The organism is Butyrivibrio sp. TB (genome assembly GCF_900110805.1).
GTDB lineage: Bacteria > Bacillota > Clostridia > Lachnospirales > Lachnospiraceae > Butyrivibrio > Butyrivibrio fibrisolvens_C.
On the sequence record NZ_FOER01000005.1, the window covers coordinates 80406 to 102819 of the forward strand.

Here is a 22414-nt window from a genome sequence, read left to right on the forward strand (position 1 = left end):
TAAAAATCTCCTCTGCCAAATAATGATATTAAGGCTTCCCCCATTAAGCCCATATCAGCATATCTAAAACATTGCCCAAATGCCGTTAATAAGCACTTCTATAATACCACAAATCAGTCTCTATGGGGACGTTTATAGCTTAAGGGCCAAGCAAATATAGTACAGTAACTGCCTGCTCATGTCAAAGGAGTTTTCACTTATTTTTATTCAACCTTCCCAATTGGACGGTGCAGCATCATCAAAGCGGGAAGGTTGAGTAAATTATACAAAGAAAAGAAATACATTAATTTTTATCAACCAAAGTGATTAAATTTATCACTATTATAATTAAATTATTGTGTTAAGATAAGTTTTATCAACTAAGATATTATAAAAATAATATGTTGTTCCGATGTATGTATAAATAAGATCAAGAAATAAGACCTTAAACATTGTAAATTCAAGTTTTTTAGATATAACCGGATTATGGAGGAGCAGTACAATTATGAAGAATTATCAGAAGTACCAGAGACAGTATTTCATGCCACCGACATGCACCTACGATTGGGTCAAAAAGGACTATATAGATCATCCTCCAATCTGGTGCAGTGTGGATCTGCGAGATGGCAACCAGGCACTCATCGAGCCTATGAGCCTTGAAGAGAAGCTTGAGTTCTTTACTATGCTCGTAAAGCTTGGTTTTAAAGAGATAGAGATCGGATTCCCGGCTGCATCGGACACTGAGTTTGAATTCGCAAGAACTCTTATCGAGAAGAATATGATCCCTGATGATGTTACTATTCAGGTTCTCACACAAGCAAGAGAACATATCATCAAGAAGACTTTTGAAGCTGTAAAGGGAGCACCAAGAGCCATCATCCATCTCTACAACTCTACTTCTGTTGCCCAGCGCGAACAGGTTTTCCATAAGGACAAAGATGAGATCATGAAGATCGCCGTAGAAGGTGCCAAGCTTCTTGATAAGCTCACCAAAGAAACCGACGGCAACTTTTCTTTTGAGTATTCACCTGAATCCTTCCCGGGGACTGAAGTTGACTACGCTGTTGATGTATGTAATGCAGTTCTTGATATATGGAAGCCGACTCCTGATCACAAGGTCATCATCAATATCCCAACTACAGTTGAGATCGCAATGCCTCATGTATTTGCAACTCAGGTTGAGTATATTCACAAGAACCTCAAATACCGTAACAGCGTAACATTATCACTTCACCCTCACAATGACAGAGGAAGCGGCGTAAGCGATGCCGAGCTTGGAATGCTTGCGGGCGCAGACCGTATCGAAGGAACTCTCTTTGGTAACGGCGAGCGTACAGGTAATGTTGATATAGTAACTCTTGCTGTAAATATGTTCTCACATGGTATCGATCCTGAACTTGACTTCTCCAACATTCAGGAAGTCGGCGAAGCCTATGAAAGGCTTACAGGAATGCATATCCACGAACGTACTCCCTATGCAGGAGCCCTTGTATTCACTGCATTCTCAGGATCACATCAGGATGCTATCTCCAAGGGCTTCACATGGCACATGGAAGGCAAAGACGACGGATTCTGGACTGTGCCTTATCTTCCTATCGATCCAAAGGATCTTGGAAGAAAGTACGAAGGCGATGTTATCAGGATCAACTCCCAGTCCGGTAAAGGCGGCGTAAGCTTCATCTTAAAGACCAGATACGGACTTACTATTCCTAAAGAGATGCAGCCTGATGTCAGCTACACCATGAAGGGCATCTCAGACAGAGAGCATGCAGAGCTCACACCTGAGCGTATCAGAGATGAATTCGAAGCTAAGTATGTCAGAGGCGCAGGCGTATTCCAGATCCTGGAATGCCACTTCAAGCAGGGCGAAGGCATCCTTGCAGAGCTCACCATCCTCCACGGAGGCAAAGAGCACGTTATCGAAGCTTCCGGTAATGGTCGTCTTGACGCTGTAAGTAACGGTCTTAAGCAGTATTTTGATATTACTTATGAACTTTCCACCTACGAAGAGCACGCTCTTTCAAAGGGATCCTCTTCCAAGGCTATCGCTTATGTTGGCATAACCAAGGACAACCAGACCTACTGGGGCGTAGGCAATGATGAAGATATCATCCGCTCTTCCATCAACGCTTTGTGCGTAGCTGTAAACCAGCTCGAGCAGATCAAAGAGCTCCTTAGTAACAAGGACGAGCGTATCAACGCCATCATCAACTATATACAGGAGAACTTCCTTACAGTTACACTTGACGATCTCTCCCACAAGTTCTATCTCTCAAAGCCATATCTTTCCAAATACATCAAGGAAAAGAGCGGCAAGACATTTGGTGAGAACTTAAAGCAGGTAAGACTTAAGAAAGCTTCTACACTGCTAAAGAACGGAAATATGAAAGTAGAACGAGTCGCAGAAGCATCCGGCTACCAGAACGTGGAACACTTCAACAGACTCTTTAAGAAAAAGTATGGAATGACACCTGTACAGTATCGTACAAGTGCAAGAAACTAAATCAATCATGCCTCGTACTGCCACTGGCTGTATGAGGCATGATAAGCGTTATATTCTAGTATTTATCTAACCAATATCTTTAGAAGTTCCTCACAGCCGGCATATGTCTCATCATAGCAGGTCTGGAAATCTCTGGTATACCAAGGATCTGCGATCTCACCGCTATCGCCTGTATAGCTCTTTAAAAGGTGAACCTTATGTCCTATATCAGGGCCGCATATTCTGGCTATCTCTCTTACATTCTCATTATCAAATGCAATAATATAGTCCCAATCCCAGTATTCATCATGTTTGAGTCTTCTGGCTCTCTTCTTGCTGCAATTAATGCCATGCTCTTCTAATAGCTTTTTAACAGGCGGATAGACATGATTGCCTATCTCCTCTGTGCTTGTGGCAGCTGACTCTATAAGAAGATCAGCTTCTGTCCAGCCCTTTCTGGCTGCTATATCTCTTAGTAAATATTCTCCCATTGGAGATCTACAGATGTTGCCGTGGCAGACGAATAAAATTTTTATCATAGATTTTGGCTCCTTGTAATTCTGAGTTATTCCCTGTAATGCGCACCGTTACGGGATATAAATAGTGTTCATATATCACGGTGACAGCCTTCCTATAAACAACGTTATATCTAGTTGTCTTTTAATTGCTCCATAAGCTCCGGAATATCGTATTTGAGCGTTTCATACACAATCTCAAGATCCACATTTCCATAATCATGTACTATCCGATTTCTAAGCCCCGACATTGCATCCCACGGAATTTTACTATTTTCAGCCTTATACTCCAGTGATAGCTTCTTAGCATTTTCAGAAATCTGAATCATTCTAAAGAGCATTGAATCAAGAAGGATTTCGCTTTCATTTAGCCCCTGTAAATCTACATCCTTCATGTGAATTACAATAAATGCGATATCTTTCTTTATCTTTTCAAGATAATAATGATCATTTTTAATATTATCCATAAATTCTAATACCATCCCTTAATATTTCATTTGTAAGTTCCAGATTATCTTTAAGCTGATCCAAATTAAGGACATCTACTCTTTTATGCAATGTCGTTCTTAATTTCTCGACAAGGCCATAAAATTTCAGTCCCTTAATATCAGTTGATATAAGAAAATCAAGATCACTGGACTCGTTGGCTTTTCCCTTTGCATAAGAACCAAACAAAATGCAATAATGGACAGGATATTCATCAAATACTTCTTTACACTTGCCTTTGATAAAATCCATATCTAAAATACCATGCTCTTCATCAATAGGATTCAATGCCTTAAGTCTATCCAAAATGTAGGCATATTTGATTGTACCCTCTTTATCCGTATCGTTTTCATATGATTTATATGATCTAAGCGAGATTCCAATCAAATCTGCAACCTGCTGTTGTGTAAGTTTTTTTTCTAATCTCAGTTCTTTAATCTCGCTCATTTTGCACCTCTTATTCAGAACGAGTGCAATATTTGCACTTGCATATATAAATTATGCAATATTTGCACTTTATTGTCAAATCCGAGTGCAATTAGTATAATCCTGCTTTCTTTATAAAAAGAGGAATGTCATATTCATCTTTGCCATTTGGAGTAAATCCAATAGATTTCCAAAATCTGATTAAGTCCTCTTTAGTACTGTTTATTTGTTTTAATATATTACTGAACCCAAGAATATTTAATACTATTTTTTCTTCAAATTCTTTATTTTGTCCTTCCATCGCGGTTCTTTAAAATTTATTTGCACTACAACTTGTGGCGTAATTGATAGATAATAAAAAACAGGGAAAAATATAGACCAGTACGGGATGGACTTCCCCAAGGGTACTGGTCTATGTAAGGTTCTATTTAGTTTTCAATCGATATACAGGCATTTACGCAGTTAGCTTCGAAAATAATCTGCATATCACAAAAATAAATCATCTAATGTTATTATGTTAGTAAATATCCCGCTATATTCATTTTTCTTCAGTCCAAAAGTTGTTATCAAGGTGCTCCGAACGACAGTCTTTTTATTAACTTCTTTCACTAACATCTCCTGCCTTCTAAGCAGTTTTCGATAATAATCGCCCGTTACAGCAAAATCATCGCCATAGAATTTTACTTCACACATATTTAATACATTGTCATTTCTCAAAAGCAGTAAGTCTATCTGTGCTCCTTCTTCATCATCTTCACGTTTCGACCAAGCTGACGCAGAGGTTGTAACGCCTGATATTCCCAGTGCTTTTTTTATTTGAGGAATATGGTTGAAGCATACATTTTCAAACGAATATCCTCGCCAAACAACTACTGACTGAGATGCCAGATTATGTTGCCAATACTCATCGTCACCACTTTCGATTGCTTCTCGAAAATGAAGATAAAAAAGGCAAAATGGGTCAGTAAGTTTATAATGCTCCTCTCTCTTTCCCAAACCAAATGGCACATATTTTACAACAAAATCACTGGTCACCAAAGCTTTTAAGTATCTGGATAATCCACCTCCATTTGAAAAACCGGTTCTTTCAGATATTTCCTTCCTGGTGTAACCGGCGTTTCGTGTGAACAACACCTCCAGTATTTTTTTCATTGCTTCAGGATTAACAAATATCGATTCAAATAAACGGTTATATTCATCCTTAAGTGCAGCATTTCTTTCAAAGAAAAGCTTATCTATATTTTGAGCCAAACTTAATTCCGGGTCAAAATATCCCATATAATACGGTATTCCACCTAATATCATATAGCTTTGGACTATATCATAGCTTGATAATGCAACATAATTCTCTTTATAGAATTCCTCACATTCTCTTAAAGAAAACGGGGATAGTTTGATCTGATAAGTAACCCTGTTATACAGTCCACCATGATTATTTATAAGGTTATCGAGAATCCAAGAATTTGCACTTCCGCAAACTACAACCATGAGATTCTTTCTGTGACAACCCCAATTATTCCAAAAGCCTTCGAATGCCCTGAGGAAATCTGATCTGGGTGTATCAAGCCATGGCAATTCATCTATGAAAACCAATTGTCTGGATCCATCATCTATTTTCTGAAGGTATTTTTCCAACAAAAGAAAGGCATCAAGCCAATTATTCGGTTTTTCACACTCTTCCATTCCTTGAATTATCAAAGAATTATAGAAGTGATCCAGTTGTGCTCTTAATAGGCCGTTAGCTTCCTCGCCCTCTGGAGATAAGCCTGCATGTCTAAATGTTATTCTACCTGCAAAAACTTCATCAACCAAAAAAGTCTTTCCTACGCGACGTCTACCATAGATAGCTACCAGTTCTGCCTTATTTCTGTCATATAGTCTATTAAGATCCTTAATTTCCTGGTCTCTTCCTACCATAATATCCGCCTCCGTTTATTTGGCTCCGAATTATATTTTTTTCATTTCGGAGCCACTTTAATTTTATGATATTGGTTTTTAATTTGGCTGTCAACTGATTTTTTCTTTGTTCGGAGCCACTTAAAGCCAAAATATGGCATAATCTTTCATTCAATATCTATATTCCATGGTGTACCATCAGAGTTAGTGAACGGAGTTGTTTTATTTATGCCTGCAATCAATTTTTGAAGTTGCTTTGCTATGATTGCACGCTCTTTACCATGAATTTCAAGAGTATTAAGAGCTTCTTCTAATATTGTTAGTTTCACTATGATTCACATAAAAAACAGCCGATGATTTTCTTCATCAGCTGTTTTTTCTCAATATCTCTGCGTATTTCTTTAACTTCTACTTAAGATATACTCAATTTGTCCATATTTGTGCCAATCCATTCAGTCATTGCCTTGTTAGTCCTGTACAGTTCCTCGTATTTATCTTTTCCTGCAAAGAAAGCTGTAGACACAAACTGATTTGCCAATATCATATATGGAATAGCTTTCTTTTCCGCTTCTGTCAATTTTACAACACTGTCATATCCGTACATGATCTCTTTCATGACTTCTACCCAGGTAAGTAACTTTTCTTCATTTCCTTCTTCAAAAGTCTCTGACAGTATGGCTGTTGCCGCATAACATGGATCAAATATCCGGGCGTTTTCCTCGCTTAGTTCAAAATCAATAAATCCCCACTTGTCCTTCGCCAGGATAATATTGCTCGGATTCGGATCCCTATGAATCACCTGGCGTGGCAAATCCCTATAGAGATCACAAAACTGCGCTGCATATTTCTCCATAGCTTCCGGATTCATATCGATTTTACCCTTCAAGGCCGGGACCGCCCACTCCCTGACACTCTTTCCTAAGTCCGCTTCATCCGCAATCGTGTCTATCTTGGCAAGCGCAAGATCCAATTGTCCAACGATTTCCCCGATAAACCGTGCTTTATCTTTATAATCGTCAAGATAAAGCCCGCTCGCCATAACTCTCTCGCCTTCAACCTTCCTTGTAAGCGTAAAGTAGAGTTCTCCGACTGTAACATATTCTTTACCATCAATAGTCGGAATAACCGACGGAGCAGTAAGTCCAACACTGTTAAGCGCTTTGGAAATCTGGGTTGCCTTCTTCACCGAGCCAAGATTTGCCGTAAACTTAATCACCATATTGCTTCCTACATACTTTGCGCAGTCGCTGATCTCTCCAGTCTCCGGAAAGACGATATCAGATACTTTCTCATCCTGAAGTTCCCAATTTAAAAGCACCTCAGATATTAACTTGTTACTTACCATGATGTGTTCCTCCTGAAAAACATTAATCCTATAAGGCTTTTTTGCCTTATATTCCCGGAGGTACTGCGCCGGCGTATATCCGATCTCGCGGATAAAAGCTCTATAGAAGCCCGAATATGTTTCGAAACCATACTCGTAAACCACTTCGTTTTTCTTTCGTTCCAAGCCTATCTCATAGATAACATACAAGAGCTTTCTCCTTAAAACATACTGCATAACCGGTATTCCAACAGCTGATTGGAACAATCTGTAAAAGTGAAAAACAGAATATCCCGCAACTTCAGCTAATTCTTCCGCAGTAATGTCTTCTTTTATGTTGCCATCAACATAATCCAATGTTTTCTGGATCATCTCCCTGATCATGCGCAGTTTCCTCCTTTCTGTAATATTTCGTAGCTACACACCAATCTTAGTCTTCTATCATCATAATAGTATTTCCGTTTTTGCTATTTATAAAAAAGCATGTTGCTCGCAACATGCTCGCGCCGAGCGCGGTTGCATTTATGCAACATATACCTTACGCGCGAGTGCGCATCCATAGCGGAGCGCTTTTTATGATATAGGAATTTCGGAGAAATTTCCTATATCATAAAATACCCGCGATCATCCACGTATAGCAGATAACCGCGGTATCATTATTTAGATTTTTGTGTTCAGGACCCAGGCAAAAGCCTTTGCAGTCCTAATGTCAGCATCTTTGAAATGATTGCCCTTGTTCCATTCAAGAATACAGTTCACGCCTCTTTCTTTTAACAGACTCTGAGCTTCGCGTATCCTGTTACCTACAGTCGCCATAACAGGATTACGTGCCTTTTCCTCCTTATCTCCAAGACTAAGATAAACTGTATCCGTTTTAATCTCATTCTTTTTCATATAATCATCAAAACCCGGGAACCACATGGAAGGGGACGCAGCTGCAACGCCTTCAAAAATATCAGTCTGATAAGCAGCCCATAAGGCAAACAGACCTGCCAGAGAATAACCGCCAATGAAATATCTTTTATCCTTGTCATCACATAGCCTGACCAATTCACTAAGAGTCTTTGATGCATCGCCGCCAAAGTTATCTTTACCAAATACAGCCGGCGCCTCCCAGGGGGATAGCTCATTGTTCCAATTATTTATCCTGACAGCAGTCAGGCGCACGCTCATACCGCAGCTACTGGATATTGCCTCAAATTCATTTTCGATTCCCTCAAGGTCATGATCGTCAACAGGCTGGATCAGGACAATGTTGGAACCTGCATTTCCAAATTCGTATGTTTTCATAACTTTTCCTTCTATAATCTGCATCCTGTCAAAAAACATGGTTTAAAAGTTCCGGTCATACCTACAGAAATATATCTGACAGATATTGTTCTCATTTCCTGTATTATACTAAATAAAGTTATACAGCTGTTCCTTATTCATATGATCAAAAAGCCTCCTCTTAGGATAGATTCAGACGTCCTAAGAAAAGGCTACTCGAATTAAAAATTCTTTTCAAGTTAAATCTAAAAATGATAGGTATTAAATCCGCCTAACCATGTTGCCTATCTATAAATCACTGACGTTTTTATCCCCAAACTTCGTTAGCAATTTCTTTAACAAGCTTAAGCTTAGCCCACTGCTGTTCTTCTGTGAGCTTATTGCCGATTTCACATGATGCAAAACCGCACTGAGGACTAAGATAAAGCCTTTCGAGCGGTATATAATTTGCTGCCTCATTGATTCTTGCGCTAACTTTTTCTTTATCCTCAAGAACCGGAGACTTTGTGGTAATAAGACCAAGAACAACCTTTTTATCTTCAGAAATCTTTGAAAGCGGTGCAAAGCCGCCGGATCTCTCATCGTCATATTCAAGGAAAAGGGCATTCACATTTTCTTTTGCAAAAACATAATCAGCAACAGTATCATATGGTCCGCTGGTAAAGTATGTAGAATGATAATTACCTCTGCAGATATGAAAATTGATCACCATATCCTCTGGCTTGTTCAAAAGTGCGAAATTGTTGACTCTAAGAAGCTGCTCCTTAACTTCCTCAATATCTATTCCAACCGACTCATTATTATTCGCTACCCTTCTTCGTAATATAAAGCACATAAGTATCATTAAAAACGATCCTGTCTCCGGCTTCCTTCACCGCACTTCTAAGAGCTTCAAAAAACTCTGTACGGATCGGTTCCGGAATCACAATATGATCACAATGCGTTCCAGAAAAAGCCACATACTCGTCTGCGCTGAACACTCTTTGACCTTTGAACTCATGCTTTTCGACTTCGGTGTATCCGTACTCCGGAGCCGCAGTGTAATGGAACGCTCCATGTTTGTATGGAATGTCCGGCTTATAGTACCTGTCATATAATCCCTGAATCTTATCATACAGCGCTTCATTGGTCGATCTGTACTCAGCGGAAGTAAGCATCATTGCAAGCGTTCCACCGGGTTTTAACAGTTCAAAGGTTTTGGTAAACGCGATCTCCTCCGGAATCCACTGAATGGTAGCCGCCGAATATATCATATCAAACTTCATATCGCCAAAATCATGGGTGATAAAGTCATCGTTCACAATATTAAAGTTTGGCAGCTTTCCGAACTTTTCCTTCATCTTACGATACAGATGCACTCCTAGTTCAATCGCATGATATTCACATCCTGTGCGAAGCACAGGCTCTGTCGCCTGACCGGTTCCAGGGCCGATCTCAAGTACGCGTTTGCCGGGGCCGATCTTTGCTACGGCATTAAGAAAATCAAACAGTTCTTCACTATACTCAGGCCGAAACTTATCAAACTGATCCGGGATAGTGTCAAATACTCTTCTAAATTCATCCTGCTCCAGCTCTTTGATATCTTCGTCCGTAATCGTGCGAAGTTCTCTGTTTTCAACGCGCCAGATCGTTCCGACAGTTTCTATCCGCCCTTCTTTTATAAAAAAAGCACTCATGTCTTCCATTGCATAAACCACGCGGTCCTCAGACATGCGAAGTGTCTGTTCATATCGCCATGTATCCTTCGGATCGTGATGACAGCTTACCGTAATGTTAGTAAACTCAAGTCCCCGGAAAGGTTCCATCGATTCTGAAAAATCCACGGTATTTATGGCCATGTTCATGGAGCCTGCACTTACTCCGAAGATTGCCGCATGAGAGTCAAGTAGTGCCTCGTAGCAATCCTTCCTGCGAATCAGGTCAAGCTGCTCCTCACATACACCGCCGCCCATAAGGAAAATACAATCTGCATTCTCCACCATTTTCTTTGCATCAGAAGGTTCAGTTCTATTATCTATTACACAATGATTCTCAAAAGAAAGCCCCTGCTCGGCAAACATTTCATGCATGCCATCGCAGTCATCATCATTCTGAGCATAGTCATTCGGACACGCCGTAATAAAAACTATACTTTTTCTATGCTTCAGCTCTTCCCGTAACCGCTTCGTTATTTCTTCTGAAAAGTGATGATCCGGAAAGCCGCTGAATACCGCCAATAATTCTTTTCTCATGATCCCCTCCATAATAATCTCATTTATTCAGGCTCATTATATTTTTAATATACTTGTCCCACCTTTATAAAATCTTCAAAATGACTCGCCTAGTCTATACTCAGGGATCCCCAGCTCCTTCGATGCCATTTCAAAATAGTGGTCATCGATATTGGGCCAAGGCGTTGTATCGCCAGCCTTCCTAGCAAGTTCTGCTGCAAGCGATACCATATCTGCCGCATGGTCTATTCCTGTCAGAAGTATCTGGATGTTACTATTAACAAACCACTTTCCCTTTTCATACATTCCTCGGTAAAAGATGTCTTCAATCACTTTATGATTATCGTAAGGAATCTTCAAAAATTCAGGTTTCCAGACATCTTTTCCATCCTGAATATCATCCCATAATATCATGCACTGGGCAAAGCCTGCATCCTTAATAGCTATTCCGACGCATCCAGCATTGAAGTAATATTTATCTTTATAAGCAAACTCTCCCGGAAAATGAGTATGCGCGCAGATCATATAGTCACAGTCGTTCTTCTCAAGCCAGTACTTGGCTTCGTCACTTCCAAGCTGAACAAGCTGCCTTGAATTATCAGGAGATCCGTGACAGCACTTGATAGTAGGATAGCCTTCCTTTACGTAATCAAAACTGATTGGGAGGCTTTTAAAGAACTCAAGATCCTTGTCATCAAGCAGTTCATAAGCATATTTAAGATTCCCGCTTGCTGAATTATAAAGCCATATATTTTCACTAATACCAGTTTCTATATCCCTTTGCTGACCCAGCATATAATCTTCGCGATTACCTCTTAGAAGATGGCATGTATGCGTATCTATAAACTCATACAGATAATCAAGTGTCTCTCTCGTATAAGGTGTGTCAGAAATATAATCTCCAAGGAATAGATCCTCATCGCACCCTTCCTCTTCCAAATACTTGGTGCAAGCTTTAAAAGCCACAATGTTACTATGTATATCTGAAATTACGCCTATTTTCATTAACCTAGACTCTCCTTAACTAGTATTGCTCCACAATAAAAACTATTGTAATAGTAAATGCGAAGCCATGTAAAGCAGATCTTCTATAAAACACTTTCTCTGTAATACGCTTCTTCTGTAATACACTTCCTATGTAAAGCTCATCTTACGCATCTTAAAAATCTGGTATTAATAAAATATCCAAAACTGAACATTTCAACAATACCAAAGTTCAGAGTATATTATTTGTCATAGCAAAGCGTTAAAGGAGTAAAGAAGCGATGAAAAAAACAGACAGCAGAATCTACAACATAACACTAACAGGAATATTCGCAGCACTTATCACTATTTTCACAGCCTATATCGGACATATCCCGGTGGGGGCCCATGGAGGCTATGTCCACTTTGGTGATGGACTTATATATCTTGCGGCAGCAATACTGCCAGCTCCCTATGCAATGGCTGCCGGAGCAATAGGCGGAGGACTTGCAGATCTTCTGACTGCACCGGCATGGGCGATCGCTACCATCATCATCAAGGCACTTTTAGTCCTTCCTTTTACAAACAAAGGATCAACTATACTAAATAAAAGAAATTATATTGCTCCGATAATAGCATATTTAATCTCTCATACTGGTTACTTTATAGCTGAAGCGGTAATGTTCGGGATTAAAACAGCGCTTCTTTCAGGGCTTACAGGAGGTCTGGTACAATCAGGAGGAAGCATGGTCTTCTTCATTCTCCTTGGACAGGCTCTTGACAAGATCAGCTTCAAGTCAAAAGTGGAGGTAACCAATGGCTGATATAATCTACACCTACAAAGACAGCGTATATGCCAATATTACCAACAAGTGCAACTGCCGCTGTACCTTTTGTATAAGATTTGTAAAAGATGGAGTTGGCGATGCAGATACATTGTGGCATCAGGTTAATCCGTCAAAAGAAGAAGTTATTGATGCGATCAAAAGCTTTGATTTTACAGGATATAAAGAACTGGTCTTCTGCGGCTATGGTGAGCCAACCTGCCAGCTTGATATTCTCCTTGATGCTGCTGCCTATGCCAAAAAAGAAAAAGGCCTTAAGATAAGGCTCAACACTAATGGACAGGGCTCAGCTGAGAATGGCCGTGACATAGTCCCTGAGCTTTCCAAAGTAATCGACAGCGTATCTGTAAGTCTCAATGCTCCTTCAAAAAAAAGAATACGAGGATGTCACAAGGCCTATTCTCACCAACGGTTTTGAAAATATGGTTGAATTCACCAAAAGATGCAGAGAGGTTATAGGGGATGTCAGATGGTCTATAGTAGATGTACTTCCGGAAGAAGAAAAGGATAGGTGCATTGCTTTATCAAATGAACATAATATACCGCTTAGAATCAGGAAATACAGCAATAACTAAACATCAATTCTATATAAAATGGGCAGTCGCACTAAGCAATTAGTGCGACTGCTCATTTTCTCTGAACACTTTACACTCTTCTTTGACGAGCAATCTCTACAGCATAGCTTTTTTCTGCCAATTCTGTCGTTTCTGTCAAATCTGTCTAGAAACATTTTTTCTACAAGTTATCCAGCATACAATCTTTTCGCTTTAGTACATTGCCCTGAAGTTTAAGCTCTTTTCCCGAACCAGTAAAAATCAGTATTAAATATCATATTCCTTGGATTTAAGAATCGTGTATTTATCCTCAAACAGTTCCTGACACATCCTAAGCTCTAACTCCTGCCTGTGCTCTAAATGCGCAAGCAGTCCTTCATTCCCGGATACACCATACTTCTTTGCATAAGGCGATTCATCAAAATACCTGATCATAAGCGGATACCACATCTCATTACCATCATCATCAGATCGTTCCTTCCTTATAATATCTATACTTTCAGGAATATTTTCCGTTTTTAAGTAATAGATATGCATGTCCTTACCCTCAAGAGCCTTACAAACTTCTCTATAGAAATCGATTATCTCTTCATCTGACAAGCACCTGTACAGGATCATATCTTCAACTGTATTCTGGAAAAGAGAGCATTCAAAGATCATCTTATCCGTATTCCACCTGCGATATCTGCCAAGTACGATATCCTTAAACTCGTCAAAATCCCTTCGCCCATTATAGATCTCATGCTGCTCAAGATCCCTGTGGAATCCCGGAACATCAGTAATGATCTGCGTATAGCAGATGATCATATGTCCATCTTCCGAGACGCTCTTAGACTCTATTAAAGGCTTTATCTCACTATATTTTTCTAAAATACTGTCGTACTGATCCATGCTCACATAGGCACACCATGCAAGCTCAACCGGTGAATAATCGCCTTCACGAACGGCTTCATGATCCTTATATTTATCTGATAGTTTCCCTACCAGAGTACTCTTACCACTTCCCTGCAATCCTTCAACGAAATAGTTCATATATCACTCAAGTCCTTTCTCTGTCAATCTATATGTTCTGGTACATACTTCTTCTATATATTTTCTGTCATGTGATATACTTATCACCGCTCCTGGAAAAGAAGCTATCATCTTCCTGATAACAGGTCCTGACAGGGGCGAGAAGTTTCTCGTAGGCTCATCCAGAATAAGCACATTGGCATCAGACAGACTCATTTTAAGAAGAAGCACCTTGGCCTTCTGACCACCGGATAACTCTCTTATTGGATGATCCATCTCATCAGCTGTATATTTTAGCGATCCAAGATAAGTCCTGATGCGGGTCCTTACTGCCTTATCTCCTGTATCATCAAGAAATTCAACAGGAGTCACATCAAGATCTAGAAGTTCCTCATAGTTTTGTGGCATGTACTGCGCTTTAATATCGCTCCTTGCAAGAAGCTCTTTAGCCACCTTTTTAAGAAGCGTAGTCTTACCTGCGCCGTTAGTTCCGACTATGCATATCTTCTCGGGCCCTCTTACCCGTAAGAAGATGTCTTTGGCCAGAACCTTAGAATCATCAGGCGTTCTCAGCTCATCGAGACTATACTCTATAACGGTCTTACCGGCAGGCATCGCGGCATCTTCCTTGCCCAGTTTTAAAAAAATAGCCTCTTCCTTTTCAGGCATCTTGGTCATATTTTCATCTTCCTTAGCAAAACGCTTGCCCATAGTTTTTACCGTATGCATCTTGTCTTTGAGATTCTTGCCTACTGCCGGCGCCTGCCTGGATACATTAGATAGAGCATGCTCAACGCTGTTATATACTCTTGCATACTTTTCATCGCGGCGCTTTTTCTCTTTCTTGTCATTAATAGCCAGCTGTTCCTGACGCTGGAAATTCTCAGCTCTTTTTTGTATATAATTTTTGTAATTGTCTCTGACAATAGTATATCTACTCTTTGTTTTCCTAATGATCTGCTCAATATGGATCACCACATTGGCGGTGTTCTCAATAAGAGTCTCATCATGAGATATGAACAAAACTATGTGTTTCCACCCCTTTATAAGCCTTTCCAGCAGTTCCAGCGTACTTATGTCGATATCGTTTGAAGGCTCGTCCAGTAGAAGGACCGTAGGCTTATCCATCAGAAGTCTTAATAGCTGAGCCTTAACTTTCTCGCCGCCTGATAGACTTCCCATTTTCTGATCACTATAATAAAAATCTGTAGAAACCCTGAATTCCTTAGCAAGTTCTGATAATTCTTTTGGATCTTTGTCAAAAAATAGTTTGGCTTCCGAAAAGTATTCATACACCGTTTTATCTTTGTCAACATCTGGCAGTTCCTGAGGAAGGTATCCCATAACCTCTCCGGAAGTTATCAGCTCCCCATCGAATTCTGTATATTCTTCAGCCATCAGCGGATTATATATCCACTTCATAAGCGTTGACTTGCCATTACCTTCTTCCCCGATGATAACAGCCTTATCCCCATCATTTAAAACCATGTTGAATTTATCAAGAATAATCCGTAGATCCTTCTTGTGTGTGATAGTCAGGTCTTTAATCTGTAACATTCAGGCATCCCTCCTTAGACTAAATGCTGCACAAAAATAAGCCTACTTTGCATACGCAAAATAGACTCACACAAATAGACCTACTATTAGTATAAAAAAACAGGCCACGAATGCATGATAATCCAGTTTAAGCGTACACAAAACAGCTGCCATAAGCAGCATTTTCATTACTGATAGTGTTCACTCAAGCTAAATTATCTAATGCTCATTTCATCACCTGTACGTTAGACGCTCTTTCTTTATATTTTCAAAATGATGATAACATCAATGACAAATGGATGCAATCATTTATTTATAATCATGTATCCCTGTTAACTTTGCAATGTTCTCGTTATTCCAATAATCGTTTTCCCATCGAAAATAAACATCTTTTCGCTTTTTAAAAATCCTAATTGGGCTGTCTGTATTGTCATACACATGCAATATATCACATACATCAACCAACTGTCTTTGCCATCTTTGTAATAGTTGATTTTCCACTTCCATTAGGTCCAGCAAAAACAATTACCTCCGGCTTTAAACTCTTCTCTTTATCAGACATACCCTTTCCTCCCGTCAGGGTAAAGTATATATGCACGCTTTGATTCGGCATCATAACCTGACGTAGGAAGTCCTTTAATTTTTCTTATCTCTTCGTCTATACGTATGGATTCCTTAAATCTTTCAGTTAGTTCATCATCTGAAATTCCACAGGTATAATCTAGCTCATTTTTCTCATTTATTTCCTGCATAAGCAACTCCTCAGCTTACTATGTAGTAAAAAGCGACCGCTCTTACCAACATAATACTACAAATATTTTTTTCGCGCGAGTACGCATTCTTAGCGGAGCTTATTTTTGCGTAATAAAAACACTACCCTTTACACCATTCGATGATTATGCCCATCCCCCTTCAAGCGCCGAAAGGACTGCTAATGCAGCCCTTTCGCTCTGAACGTTTTACCATTACTATTATTTTTTCCTATAATCCGTTTAGATCGGACTCACGCTCTTTAACCAATTCCTCTACTTTGTCATCTGCAGACTCTTTTGCTGCTTCTATTTCTTTGTCGGTACTGCCAAGTAGTTTCTCCCATTCTTCATCAGTAAGCTCCCATAAGTCCTTATCTCTTTGTTGGGAAATGAAAAGATTCCGAGTATCTTCAAGCATTTTTAAAACAACTGATGCATCAATAGTCTCATTTGTCATAACTTTTGTAAATGCGATTTTTGACGAAGATATAGCATTATGCCAGTCTTGTTTCTTGGTGACTGCCTCCTCAATAGAGGCATAAATGTTTTGCCCAAACGGATCAACAACCGATTTCATGGAATGGAAGCTTCCAAACTTGTCTGAGGTTCCGGTTCCGTGTGCATCAGCATACTGACAAAATGCAAACATTTCGATAACAGTAGCATTCTTCGGGTCAACCTCATCTACATTTACATCAATAACCTGATCATGCACATGAACCCGAACTATCTTATCTTCAGATCCTGGCTTTATGACCTCAGAAGCGGTCATGACATAGTTGTTATTCTCTCCTACCGGAATTGATCCAATTCCGTGAAGCGGAGTCACTAGCAGTTCGCCAAGATATTCCTCACTTTCAGCTTCAGTAGTCTTTGTATCAACAAGTTCAGATGCATCTATATCTCTTGAGCTCTGATAGGTTATGGTCTGGAACTGGTGCATTATCCCTTGATAAGAATATGCTGTTCTTCCATCATCCAGCTGTGATGCACCAAATTCAGAGTTCCAGACATTAGCAGTTACGACTCTTGTATATCCTTTTTGGGCAGACTTATCATCAATAACTGCTTCCTTTAGTTCCAGTGTGCCATCATTTTTATCAATGACAGCGCTTTGAAAGTTATCTTTTCCAAAAGTCTGATTCGAATAATAGTGGGTACTCTGTACAAATGCACTTTGGGTGTAATAATAACTTCCGTTTGTAATTGTATCTGACATAAGTGTTCCTTTCTGCAGCTAATCTGTCATTCAAAGCCGCACCACTCTCCGTAAAGGGCCAAGTGGTCATAATAGTTTCTCTTTTACATCCCCATATCGTGCTCTTGACACAGAAAATGTACTCCCATCACTTAGTGTAATTACATAGTTCTTTAGTGATACAGCAAAATGGCGGTTTATCATGTAGTACCTATGGCACCTGATAAATCCATGTTTTTCAAACTCTTTCTGAAGAACATCCAGTTTTCTGTATATCTGGAACACTCTTCCATCTACAGTATGAAAAACACATTTCCGTCCGCAGGTATCAATGAAGACAATGTCCTCGTATCTCAAATCCGCATCCCCTTCTACCAACGGAAAACTCATTAGTGCATAAACACCTCCTTTCATAACTCAGGAAACAAAAAGCCGGATATCATGGAATTGTTCATTCCTTTGATATCCGGCAGATCCTTTGCTAATAACTGTATCGGCAAAACAATCAGTTAATTAACACCAATGTAATGAATAGACGGTAACGGTATCCATCAAGTTCCATATAGCTCTTTTCTACGCTCGATGGCTTTTTCGGTCAGCTTTTTGTTTAATTCTTTACGTTTCTGATGTTCTTCAAGCTGTTTTTTCTGCCTGGCTTCTCTTTGAGCACGGCGCCTTGCATTATCACTACTATTATTGCTGCGCCTTCTCTGAGAGCTCTCGCTGCGCATCTTCTCAAGAATCTCATCCAGCTTTTCTGCTGAGCTCAATAGCTCTGACTCACGTCCCTTAATTGCAAGGTCAACATGCTGAATTGTTCCTGCTCCACCGTTTTCCTTAAGAAAGAATCCTGTCTTTCTTACCTTACCGTCCAAGACTCCATCTGTACCATCCAATGTGAACTCAGTATTTTCTGCACCAAGGTATATGGCTCCTACTCCTGAATCTTTGAGGCTCTTTAGCTCATCCTTCCCATCATCTGTCTTGTTCCAGACCTTGAGCTTATCAAACGACTCATCATTCTCATCGATCCAGCCATTTCCATCAGTATCGTACTCCGCCAGATCCTTAAAACCATCTCCGCTCTTTACTCCAAAGAGCTCTTTGCCATCATTTATCTTGCCATCACCGTTTTTATCAATGGCAAGGAATCCGCTTCCAGCTTTGGTCATGGAGATCTCGTCCTTCTTACCATTCGCATCTAGATCAAATGTAAACTTCTTATCACTTAGCCCGGAAGTCTGCGCACTTGTATTAATGATCAAGGGATCAAAAAGATTATCCAGAGGTGAAGACATAGCTATGAAAGTTTCATGTTCTTTTTTTCTTGCCATGCTTACATCAATATCTACCTCGATCTGCCTTCCATCCTCTGTCTGTACCTTGCCGGATGCTCTGTAATCCGTTTTTTCTTTTTCAACATACTTTTCTACAAATCCTGCAAAAAATTCGCCAGTCCCTGCACCAGTTGTTGCCAAATCCTTTTGATAGCTGTAGTTTGCACCTGAATTCACAACACTATTGGCTATCTTCATAAAACTCACCTCTTTATCAACACACACTTATCTGTTTCCATTAAATCCAGCTTGAAAACATGGATGAAAGAAGTGATGAATAGCCTCCGTACCCGCCTAGAAAGCTGTTTGCTGCGTATATGCCATTAGGACCATATATTCCGCTCGTAGCTATGTTATACCTTGAAGCCGCCACAGCTGCCTGAGATGTAAGAGAAGCATTGCTTCTCATCCTCTGGCCAAAGGATGCACTTTCTCCAAAAGTTTTCTTTACTTCAGCTTTATCTGCGCCTTTAAACACAGCTTCATCAACAGACAGTTCACCTGTTTTGCTGTTAAAACCTATACCTATTTTCCTCAGATCTGATATATTTTTATATACATCCTCTCTCATCCATCCTGCTTGGTTTCTTACTGCTGTACTTGTGAAATTTCTGGCACTTCTATTTACTTCGTTATAGCCTTCCACAAAGTTCTTCACAGTCTTTAAAAGCTGATCAGAATTTTCTTCCTCATACAATGCATCATTTGAAAGCTTCATACCGGCATTCTCAACTTCAACTGCGCCAAGTGCAACGCTCTGATCTGACATATAGCTATTGTTGTACGTGGAATTGAAGGCTTTATTCATAGCCTTTATAGTATTCGGACTAAGCCCGAAATGACTATTATTAAATCCAAGCTGTGACGTTCGTGATGTACCACGAACACCTGTGATCATGTTCCTGCTGTTTATTTGAGACGTTCCATGTCTGTTCCAGATACTGGAGGCTCCGCCTATCCTGCTTGTAAGGACATCAAAATAGCTTTGTCCAAAGTTCATAAAATCACCTCCTTCTATGAACGTACGCTTTGTTTCAAACTTAACCTCATGTCGCGAGCAAAGCGAGTGACTAATGGTTCAAATTGATGGAGCTCGCTTCATCAATTTTGGTTTGAAAGTGGAATACTTTCAAACTTAGTATCGTCCTTAGAAAGAGGCGTATAAATAGCTTTGGCATGAATGGACATTCTGGTGTAATGAATAGTTATCATCTTGCATTTTGCAGCATTACTTTAACTTCAAAAGTCCTATCTTCTGTTTTAATATCTACTGCTCCCAGATACTTTTCTGCTATACTGGCAACACTCTTAAGCCCAATGCCATGAGGACCCAAGTCAGGATCAGTTTTCTTTTTGCTGATTATTCCATTATCATTATTCCGAATCACCTCTCCATCATAAGAGTTTTCGATTCTGATCAGATAAAAATTAGCCTTTGATGCTCCACTAAGCCTTATATATCGCTCATCTGCAGGAATAGATGTTATGGCTTCGATCGCATTGTCCAAAAGGTTGTTAAGAATAATTGCCATATCTATAGCCGTGATTCCTTTATCTTCGGTAAAAGAGAAATCGCAGTCAAATATGCATGACTTTTTCTCACAGATAGCTGCTGCCTCATTTATGACAACATCGGTAACTGCATTCCCTGTAGAGTATTTCACTGCGCCACTACTAAGTTCTATATCCATTTCACTAAGGAACTTCGAAGCATCTTTATATCTGCCACCATCCAGAAAGCTTTTCAGGATCATTAGTTTTCCAGCCATATCATGGCGGAGTGTTCTTATCTGTTCCTGATACTTTTCTGTGTACTCTATCTTTTTTCGTATATATCCCTGCTCCTGCACCTGTTCCTGAAGTAAAAGATCTTCTTCCTTTAATCTTCTGTATCTTTGCCATGTTGCAATGGCTGACATTTCACCTATAAAAATGAGAGTCGCCAGAACAGGCATCATCCATTCGAGATCTTTCTTTTCATCAAAAAGTATAAAGACCTCGTTTTCCAAGGGAACTATCATGACCTCTGCAATCATGTACACCATAAAATAAGAGATTATTGAATAGACAGACAGATACAGAGCTTCAGTCCAGGACATATCATATTTCTTTTTGCATATCATTTTAATAATACAATGCGAGATCATAGAAAAAACTATCAAAAGAATAATTGAGATGGCAAAAAGACATGCCATCCTTCCATACATCTCGTCCATTACATTTTCTGATGAATAATTCAAAGTCTCTATGAGCAGGTCACTAAAAATGTCATTAGTCACTATATTTATCAAAAACCATACATAGAAAACATTGGTCCATAGAAGCAATACAAAAGCGATATGCGGCATATACTGCCTGTTATAGAAAAAGAAGACAGCAAGAACCGTGATAAGACTTATATATGTCCATATACCTCTTGTTGATATGGGTAGAGAAAATAAAACTAAGCCTTCTACTGTCACTACTGCTGAAAGAATTATGTTTTTCTTTTTATCAAGTACAGAGTCACTGATAAATGTCTTTATCATCAGTCCTAGAAATATACCTCTAACCAGGATCATGGCATAACCATAGCCATCCTGAAATACAGAAAAAAGTTCTTTTGACATAAGCCATCAACTCCCAACTATTTTATGATATAAAATCCATGTATGCTTTGGTAAAGTCAGGATACTTATACTTCGAAATTAAAAGAAAATCACCATTGTCCATATAAACTTCTGTTCTTGAATACCCCTTGACATGCTGCATGTTTACCAGAAATCCTCTATGAATCCTGAAAAATGATCTACCCAGTATTTTCTCAAACTCCTCCATCTTTTTGTAAACATCATATGTATTATCTTTAAGATGGACCATAGTCTTTCTCCCGCTACTTTCAATATAGAGGATATCCTTAAGGGCTGCATTTACAGTTATTCTCCCAGATTGAAAGGTAATGCTCTCAGCTTCTTTTTCCTCATAAATGGTCTCGCATACCATCTGCGCATCCAGTCTTGACAGCTCATCTACTGCTCTTTGAAGCTCAGCTTCGAACATTTCACGTGTTATAGGCTTTAACAGGTATCCATATGCCCTTACCTCAAAAGCATCTCCCATCCTGTCTGGAATCCCTGTTACATATATTATCAGAGGCCTTGAAGCACGCATACTTCTGCCACTTTTTTCTATTCTCTTACCAAGTTCTCTTGCAGTATCGATACCATCAGCCTCGCCCATTGCTATGTCTAGAAAAAGGATATCAAGCTTCGCTCCGGCATCAATATCTTTGAGCAGCTTTTCCCCAGAATCATATTCTTTTATCACCCCTTTATATGGGCTCTTTAAAAGCCAACCGGCAATCAGGCTTCTGACAACTTCCTCGTCATCACATACTGCAAAATGATATTTATCCATTTGCATTTTCCTCAATTCGCATTTGTTTGGTGATATGCCTTGATAACACAAAAATGCTTAGCACGGACATCCATGTAAGCATTTATACTTAAACTATATTTATAATATTATCATGAATCATACTCTTTATATATTCATGTCATGAACGGACAGTTTATTGTAATGAATAGAACTTAAATATTCATAAAAGTCGAAAACAGCGCTTATCCAATCAACAATCAAAATCAGGTGCCTT

General features: G+C 39.5%; 22 protein-coding genes and 1 pseudogene. 4 read left to right on the plus strand and 19 right to left on the minus strand.

Translation table 11 applies throughout. The features are described from left to right. Nucleotides 1-484 precede the first annotated feature (484 nt). Nucleotides 485-2482, plus strand: a complete 1998-nt coding sequence (locus BMX21_RS04670) for a 2-isopropylmalate synthase (RefSeq protein WP_092041859.1) — start codon at nt 485-487, stop codon at nt 2480-2482. 62 nt (nt 2483-2544) lie between these two features. On the opposite strand, the gene BMX21_RS04675 is transcribed toward BMX21_RS04670, so the two are convergent. The 10 genes and pseudogenes from BMX21_RS04675 to BMX21_RS04720 form a co-directional block, all read right to left on the minus strand. Beyond that, nucleotides 2545-3000 carry a low molecular weight protein-tyrosine-phosphatase gene (locus BMX21_RS04675; RefSeq protein WP_092041863.1) on the minus strand — a complete coding sequence of 152 codons (456 nt, stop codon included), beginning with the start codon at nt 2998-3000 and terminating at the stop codon, nt 2545-2547. Nucleotides 3001-3110: 110 nt separating this feature from the next. Then, nucleotides 3111-3443, minus strand: coding sequence for a HepT-like ribonuclease domain-containing protein (locus BMX21_RS04680; protein ID WP_022753667.1), 333 nt, complete (start codon nt 3441-3443; stop codon nt 3111-3113). Further along, entirely contained in the window at nt 3436-3909 is a 474-nt protein-coding gene (locus tag BMX21_RS04685) for a nucleotidyltransferase domain-containing protein (protein WP_092041867.1), read from the minus strand. Before BMX21_RS04685 ends, BMX21_RS04680 begins: the two co-directional genes overlap by 8 nt. 91 nt (nt 3910-4000) lie before the next feature. Next, nucleotides 4001-4189: a hypothetical protein gene (locus BMX21_RS04690; protein WP_092041871.1), complete on the minus strand. Its 189-nt coding sequence runs from the start codon at nt 4187-4189 to the stop codon at nt 4001-4003. A gap of 185 nt (nt 4190-4374) precedes the next feature. Next, a complete protein-coding gene (locus BMX21_RS04695) occupies nt 4375-5805 on the minus strand; it encodes an AAA family ATPase (RefSeq protein ID WP_092041873.1) in 1431 nt (476 codons plus the stop codon). A gap of 391 nt (nt 5806-6196) precedes the next feature. After that, nucleotides 6197-7492 carry a helix-turn-helix domain-containing protein gene (locus BMX21_RS04700; RefSeq protein WP_092041877.1) on the minus strand — a complete coding sequence of 432 codons (1296 nt, stop codon included), beginning with the start codon at nt 7490-7492 and terminating at the stop codon, nt 6197-6199. A gap of 276 nt (nt 7493-7768) precedes the next feature. Next, complete coding sequence (locus BMX21_RS04705) at nt 7769-8398, minus strand: alpha/beta hydrolase (RefSeq protein ID WP_092041881.1); 630 nt, start codon at nt 8396-8398, stop codon at nt 7769-7771. 286 nt (nt 8399-8684) lie between these two features. Then, a pseudogene (locus tag BMX21_RS04710) lies at nt 8685-9167 on the minus strand (5-methyltetrahydropteroyltriglutamate--homocysteine methyltransferase); the annotation flags it as partial. A gap of 10 nt (nt 9168-9177) precedes the next feature. Then, a complete protein-coding gene (locus BMX21_RS19300; RefSeq protein WP_177173920.1) occupies nt 9178-10608 on the minus strand; it encodes a Type 1 glutamine amidotransferase-like domain-containing protein in 1431 nt (476 codons plus the stop codon). 75 nt (nt 10609-10683) lie between these two features. Continuing rightward, entirely contained in the window at nt 10684-11592 is a 909-nt protein-coding gene (locus BMX21_RS04720) for a metallophosphoesterase family protein (protein ID WP_092041884.1), read from the minus strand. Between the two features lie 260 nt (nt 11593-11852). Between BMX21_RS04720 and BMX21_RS04725 the strand changes: the two genes are divergently transcribed. The 3 genes from BMX21_RS04725 to BMX21_RS19920 are packed head-to-tail and all read left to right on the plus strand — an operon-like array spanning nt 11853 to nt 12970. Next, a complete protein-coding gene (locus tag BMX21_RS04725; protein ID WP_027206721.1) occupies nt 11853-12374 on the plus strand; it encodes a TIGR04002 family protein in 522 nt (173 codons plus the stop codon). Beyond that, entirely contained in the window at nt 12367-12813 is a 447-nt protein-coding gene (locus tag BMX21_RS04730; protein ID WP_330390148.1) for a TatD family nuclease-associated radical SAM protein, read from the plus strand. The genes BMX21_RS04725 and BMX21_RS04730 overlap by 8 nt, the downstream gene beginning before the upstream one ends. 4 nt (nt 12814-12817) lie before the next feature. After that, nucleotides 12818-12970, plus strand: a complete 153-nt coding sequence (locus BMX21_RS19920; protein ID WP_330390149.1) for a hypothetical protein — start codon at nt 12818-12820, stop codon at nt 12968-12970. A gap of 246 nt (nt 12971-13216) precedes the next feature. Here BMX21_RS19920 and BMX21_RS04735 read toward each other — a convergent pair whose 3' ends face one another. From BMX21_RS04735 to BMX21_RS04775, 9 genes are all read right to left on the minus strand, one after another. After that, a complete protein-coding gene (locus BMX21_RS04735) occupies nt 13217-13981 on the minus strand; it encodes a P-loop NTPase family protein (protein WP_092041887.1) in 765 nt (254 codons plus the stop codon). A gap of 3 nt (nt 13982-13984) precedes the next feature. Further along, a complete protein-coding gene (locus BMX21_RS04740; RefSeq protein ID WP_092041892.1) occupies nt 13985-15517 on the minus strand; it encodes an ATP-binding cassette domain-containing protein in 1533 nt (510 codons plus the stop codon). A gap of 533 nt (nt 15518-16050) precedes the next feature. Beyond that, a complete protein-coding gene (locus BMX21_RS04745) occupies nt 16051-16248 on the minus strand; it encodes a hypothetical protein (RefSeq protein WP_242952874.1) in 198 nt (65 codons plus the stop codon). 229 nt (nt 16249-16477) lie between these two features. Next, nucleotides 16478-17467 (minus strand): hypothetical protein, encoded by a 990-nt coding sequence (locus BMX21_RS04750; protein ID WP_092041897.1) that lies wholly within the window; start codon nt 17465-17467, stop codon nt 16478-16480. A gap of 66 nt (nt 17468-17533) precedes the next feature. Further along, complete coding sequence (locus BMX21_RS04755; protein WP_177173921.1) at nt 17534-17836, minus strand: LytR/AlgR family response regulator transcription factor; 303 nt, start codon at nt 17834-17836, stop codon at nt 17534-17536. Between the two features lie 161 nt (nt 17837-17997). After that, nucleotides 17998-18981 carry a hypothetical protein gene (locus tag BMX21_RS04760; protein ID WP_092041907.1) on the minus strand — a complete coding sequence of 328 codons (984 nt, stop codon included), beginning with the start codon at nt 18979-18981 and terminating at the stop codon, nt 17998-18000. A 40-nt stretch (nt 18982-19021) separates the two neighbouring features. Further along, complete coding sequence (locus BMX21_RS04765) at nt 19022-19783, minus strand: hypothetical protein (protein WP_092041912.1); 762 nt, start codon at nt 19781-19783, stop codon at nt 19022-19024. A gap of 208 nt (nt 19784-19991) precedes the next feature. Then, nucleotides 19992-21392, minus strand: coding sequence for a sensor histidine kinase (locus BMX21_RS04770; RefSeq protein ID WP_092041915.1), 1401 nt, complete (start codon nt 21390-21392; stop codon nt 19992-19994). Nucleotides 21393-21414: 22 nt separating this feature from the next. Then, the gene (locus BMX21_RS04775; protein WP_177173922.1) at nt 21415-22179 is read right to left on the minus strand and encodes a LytR/AlgR family response regulator transcription factor; all 765 of its coding nucleotides are present in this window, start codon (nt 22177-22179) and stop codon (nt 21415-21417) included. Nucleotides 22180-22414 lie beyond the last annotated feature (235 nt).

What these genes read in the sequence shown, in the direction of transcription:
- BMX21_RS04670 (WP_092041859.1), top strand. Translation starts at nt 485, where the DNA reads ATGAAGAATTATCAGAAGTACCAGAGACAGTATTTCATGCCACCGACA.
- BMX21_RS04675 (WP_092041863.1), bottom strand. Translation starts at nt 3,000, where the DNA reads ATGATAAAAATTTTATTCGTCTGCCACGGCAACATCTGTAGATCTCCA.
- BMX21_RS04680 (WP_022753667.1), bottom strand. Translation starts at nt 3,443, where the DNA reads ATGGATAATATTAAAAATGATCATTATTATCTTGAAAAGATAAAGAAA.
- BMX21_RS04685 (WP_092041867.1), bottom strand. Translation starts at nt 3,909, where the DNA reads ATGAGCGAGATTAAAGAACTGAGATTAGAAAAAAAACTTACACAACAG.
- BMX21_RS04690 (WP_092041871.1), bottom strand. Translation starts at nt 4,189, where the DNA reads ATGGAAGGACAAAATAAAGAATTTGAAGAAAAAATAGTATTAAATATT.
- BMX21_RS04695 (WP_092041873.1), bottom strand. Translation starts at nt 5,805, where the DNA reads ATGGTAGGAAGAGACCAGGAAATTAAGGATCTTAATAGACTATATGAC.
- BMX21_RS04700 (WP_092041877.1), bottom strand. Translation starts at nt 7,492, where the DNA reads ATGATCAGGGAGATGATCCAGAAAACATTGGATTATGTTGATGGCAAC.
- BMX21_RS04705 (WP_092041881.1), bottom strand. Translation starts at nt 8,398, where the DNA reads ATGAAAACATACGAATTTGGAAATGCAGGTTCCAACATTGTCCTGATC.
- BMX21_RS19300 (WP_177173920.1), bottom strand. Translation starts at nt 10,608, where the DNA reads ATGAGAAAAGAATTATTGGCGGTATTCAGCGGCTTTCCGGATCATCAC.
- BMX21_RS04720 (WP_092041884.1), bottom strand. Translation starts at nt 11,592, where the DNA reads ATGAAAATAGGCGTAATTTCAGATATACATAGTAACATTGTGGCTTTT.
- BMX21_RS04725 (WP_027206721.1), top strand. Translation starts at nt 11,853, where the DNA reads ATGAAAAAAACAGACAGCAGAATCTACAACATAACACTAACAGGAATA.
- BMX21_RS04730 (WP_330390148.1), top strand. Translation starts at nt 12,367, where the DNA reads ATGGCTGATATAATCTACACCTACAAAGACAGCGTATATGCCAATATT.
- BMX21_RS19920 (WP_330390149.1), top strand. Translation starts at nt 12,818, where the DNA reads ATGGTTGAATTCACCAAAAGATGCAGAGAGGTTATAGGGGATGTCAGA.
- BMX21_RS04735 (WP_092041887.1), bottom strand. Translation starts at nt 13,981, where the DNA reads ATGAACTATTTCGTTGAAGGATTGCAGGGAAGTGGTAAGAGTACTCTG.
- BMX21_RS04740 (WP_092041892.1), bottom strand. Translation starts at nt 15,517, where the DNA reads ATGTTACAGATTAAAGACCTGACTATCACACACAAGAAGGATCTACGG.
- BMX21_RS04745 (WP_242952874.1), bottom strand. Translation starts at nt 16,248, where the DNA reads ATGCAGGAAATAAATGAGAAAAATGAGCTAGATTATACCTGTGGAATT.
- BMX21_RS04750 (WP_092041897.1), bottom strand. Translation starts at nt 17,467, where the DNA reads ATGTCAGATACAATTACAAACGGAAGTTATTATTACACCCAAAGTGCA.
- BMX21_RS04755 (WP_177173921.1), bottom strand. Translation starts at nt 17,836, where the DNA reads ATGAGTTTTCCGTTGGTAGAAGGGGATGCGGATTTGAGATACGAGGAC.
- BMX21_RS04760 (WP_092041907.1), bottom strand. Translation starts at nt 18,981, where the DNA reads ATGAAGATAGCCAATAGTGTTGTGAATTCAGGTGCAAACTACAGCTAT.
- BMX21_RS04765 (WP_092041912.1), bottom strand. Translation starts at nt 19,783, where the DNA reads ATGAACTTTGGACAAAGCTATTTTGATGTCCTTACAAGCAGGATAGGC.
- BMX21_RS04770 (WP_092041915.1), bottom strand. Translation starts at nt 21,392, where the DNA reads ATGTCAAAAGAACTTTTTTCTGTATTTCAGGATGGCTATGGTTATGCC.
- BMX21_RS04775 (WP_177173922.1), bottom strand. Translation starts at nt 22,179, where the DNA reads ATGGATAAATATCATTTTGCAGTATGTGATGACGAGGAAGTTGTCAGA.